Consider the following 2,953-nt stretch of genomic DNA (forward strand, 5'->3'; position numbering starts at 1 on the left):
CCGGGAGCGCTCGCGCGGGCATTCTCGACTCTGAAGGCAACCTGCTCGGCCGCGCAGATCATCCGATCGCCATGCACCAGCCCAAGCCCGATCACGCCGAGCATGATTCGGAAGATATCTGGTCGGCGGTCTGCAAATCCGTGCGGACCGCTCTCGAGAAATCCGGCGTCGCCGCCGGCGATATCGCCGGCATCTCCTTCGACGCGACCTGCTCGCTGGTCGCGCGCGACAGGCAGGGCGGCCAGATCAGCGTCTCGGTCACCGGGGAGAAGCGCTGGGACACGCTTGTGTGGCTTGACCATCGCGCCATCGCCGAGGCGGATGAATGCACGACCAGTGGCCACGCCGTGCTCGACTATATCGGCGGCGTGATGTCGCCGGAGATGGAAACGCCGAAGCTGATGTGGCTGAAGCGCCATCTGCCGCAGACGTGGAATGAAGCCGGCTATCTGTTCGACCTAGCCGATTTCCTGACCTGGAAGGCATCGGGCTCGCTCGCCCGCTCGCAATGCACGCTGACGGCGAAATGGACCTATCTCGCGCATGAGGAAAAAAGCTGGCGGCGCGATTTCTTCGAGCTGGTCGGGCTTGGCGATCTCTTCGAGCACGGCAATCTGCCGGAAAAGGCAAGCCCGGTCGGCGCCGATATCGGTCCGCTGACTGCGAAGGCCGCGGCCGAGCTAGGCCTCACCGAGAAATGCCGGGTCGGCGCCGGTGTCATCGATGCCTATGCCGGCGCGCTCGGCGTGTTGGGAGGCTTTGCCGGCGATGAGAAGGACATCAGCCGGCACCTGGCGCTGATTGCCGGCACATCGTCCTGCGTCATGGCGATGTCGCTCGACCCGCAGCCCTTCGCCGGGGTGTGGGGGCCGTATTACGGCGCGGCCTTGCCGACGCTGTGGCTGTCGGAAGGCGGCCAGTCGGCCACCGGCGCGCTGCTCGACCACATCATCCGCTGGCACGGCGCCGGCGGCGAGCCGGACGCGGCCATGCATATGAAGATCGCTGGCCGCGTCGCCGAGCTGCGCGCCGAGGACGGCGATGCGCTGGCGGCCAGGCTGCATGTGCTGCCGGATTTCCACGGCAACCGCTCGCCGCTCGCCGATCCGCACGCCGTCGGCGTCATCAGCGGCCTGACGCTCGATTCCTCCTTCGACAGCCTCTGCAAGCTCTATTGGCGCACCGCCGTCGGCATCGCGCTCGGCGTGCGCCATGTGCTCGAGGCGCTGAACGAGAACGGCTATCTGATCGACACGCTGCATGTCACAGGCGGCCACACCAAGAACCCGCTGTTGATGGAGCTCTATGCCGACGCCACCGGCTGCACCGTGGTCGAGCCGCTGGCCGACGAGGCGGTTCTGCTCGGCACCGGCATGGTGGCGGCGACGGCCGCCGGGCTCTACCCCGATCTCAACGCGGCTTGCGTCGCCATGCAGCAGGGCGGCAGGACGCGCGCGCCAAACAAGGAAGCCGGCGCCCGCTTCGACCGCGACTACCGGGTCTTCCTCGAGATGCACCGCCAGCGGCAAGCGCTGGACGCGATCAATTAGCCTGCCTGCGCAGCGACTTGCCGGTCTCCGCGTCGAACAGATGGATGCTGTCCTCGTCGAAGCTGTAGCGCACGGGCGCGCGCAACTCCGGGCATTCGCGGGCCGGCACCAGCGCGCTGATCTCCTTGCCGCCGGAGCCGAACGTCACCAGCGCGTCATTGCCGTGGAACTCGATGAGGTCGGCGGTGCCTTGCAACAGGTTTCCCGCGCCGGCTTCGGCTGTCTTCAGGTCCGGAGGCCGGATGCCGAGCACCACGCGATCGGCCTGCTCGAGATGGAAGTCGCTGCCCTGCAGCGATAGCACGGTTCCGGCGCCGGTCAGCGTCCAGCCGTCGCCCTTCCGGCCCACCGTAGCCTCGATGAAATTCATGTTCGGCGTGCCGATGAAGCCGGCTACGAACTGGTTGCCGGGACGCCGGTAGATTTCCGCCGGCGAGCCGATCTGCTCGATCACGCCGTCCTTCAGAAGCACGATGCGGTCGGCCAAAGTCATCGCTTCCAGCTGGTCATGCGTGACATAGACGGTCGTCGTCTTCAGCGACTGGTGCAGCCTGGCGATCTCGACGCGCATGTGGTTGCGCAGCTTGGCGTCGAGGTTGGACAGTGGCTCGTCGAAGAGAAAGACCTTCGGTGTTTTGATCATGGCGCGCGCGATCGCCACGCGCTGCTGCTGGCCTCCGGACAGCTCGGTCGGCTTGCGGCCGAGATAGGGTTCGAGACCAAGCGTTTTCGCGACGGCCTCGACGCGCTTCTTGATCTCGGCGGCCGGCACCTTCTGCCGCTTCAGCCCGAAGGCGACGTTGTCGAAGATCGTCATATGCGGATAGAGCGCATAGTTCTGGAACACCATGGCGATGCCGCGGTCGCCGGGCTCCAGATCGTTGACCACCTTGCCGCCGATCGACACCTCGCCGCCGCTGATATCCTCCAGCCCCGCCAGCATCCTCAGCAGCGTGGACTTGCCGCAGCCGGACGGGCCGAGGAACACGACGAACTCATGCTCCTCGATCGCGAGGTTGAGATCGCGGATGACCGTCGTGGCGCCGTAGGCCTTGTCGACATGGGAGCAAACGATCGCGGACATGCCTTATCCCTTCTCGCCGGTCAGCAGGATCTGCAGCTTGACGTCCTGCGGCTTGCCTTGCGCGGCGCGCTCGAACGCCTTGATGCTTTCGGAGAAATCATAAGTGCCGGTGATCAGCGGCTTGAGGTCGACCTTGCCGGAGGCGATGAGCTGCAAAGCGCGGTCGAAGATGTTGGCGTAGCGGAATACCGTCTCGATGCGCACTTCCTTGGAGATCGCCGCCGGAACGTTGAGCTCGACCGTCTCCACCGGCAGGCCGACCAGCACCACCGCGCCGCCCGGCCGCACGATGTCGAACAGGTTGGCGAAGGCCTTCGGG

The 2,953-nt window shown here is 66.0% G+C and carries 3 protein-coding genes; 1 reads left to right on the forward strand and 2 read right to left on the reverse strand.

Features of this window, described 5'->3' with window-relative positions:
- The coding region (locus EOD07_RS28920) for an FGGY-family carbohydrate kinase (RefSeq protein ID WP_127237783.1) at positions 1-1,550 on the forward strand (1,550 nt) is incomplete at its 5' end.
- Here EOD07_RS28920 and ugpC read toward each other — a convergent pair.
- Positions 1,543-2,634 (reverse strand): sn-glycerol-3-phosphate ABC transporter ATP-binding protein UgpC, encoded by a 1,092-nt coding sequence (gene ugpC / locus EOD07_RS28925; RefSeq protein WP_127237784.1) that lies wholly within the window; start codon positions 2,632-2,634, stop codon positions 1,543-1,545. The two genes, EOD07_RS28920 and ugpC, sit on opposite strands and share 8 nt — an antisense overlap.
- Before the next feature lie 3 nt (positions 2,635-2,637).
- A partial coding sequence (locus EOD07_RS28930) for a zinc-binding dehydrogenase (RefSeq protein WP_164772634.1) occupies positions 2,638-2,953 on the reverse strand: 316 nt, incomplete at its 5' end.

The sequence above is a fragment of the Mesorhizobium sp. M2C.T.Ca.TU.002.02.1.1 genome (assembly GCF_003997225.1).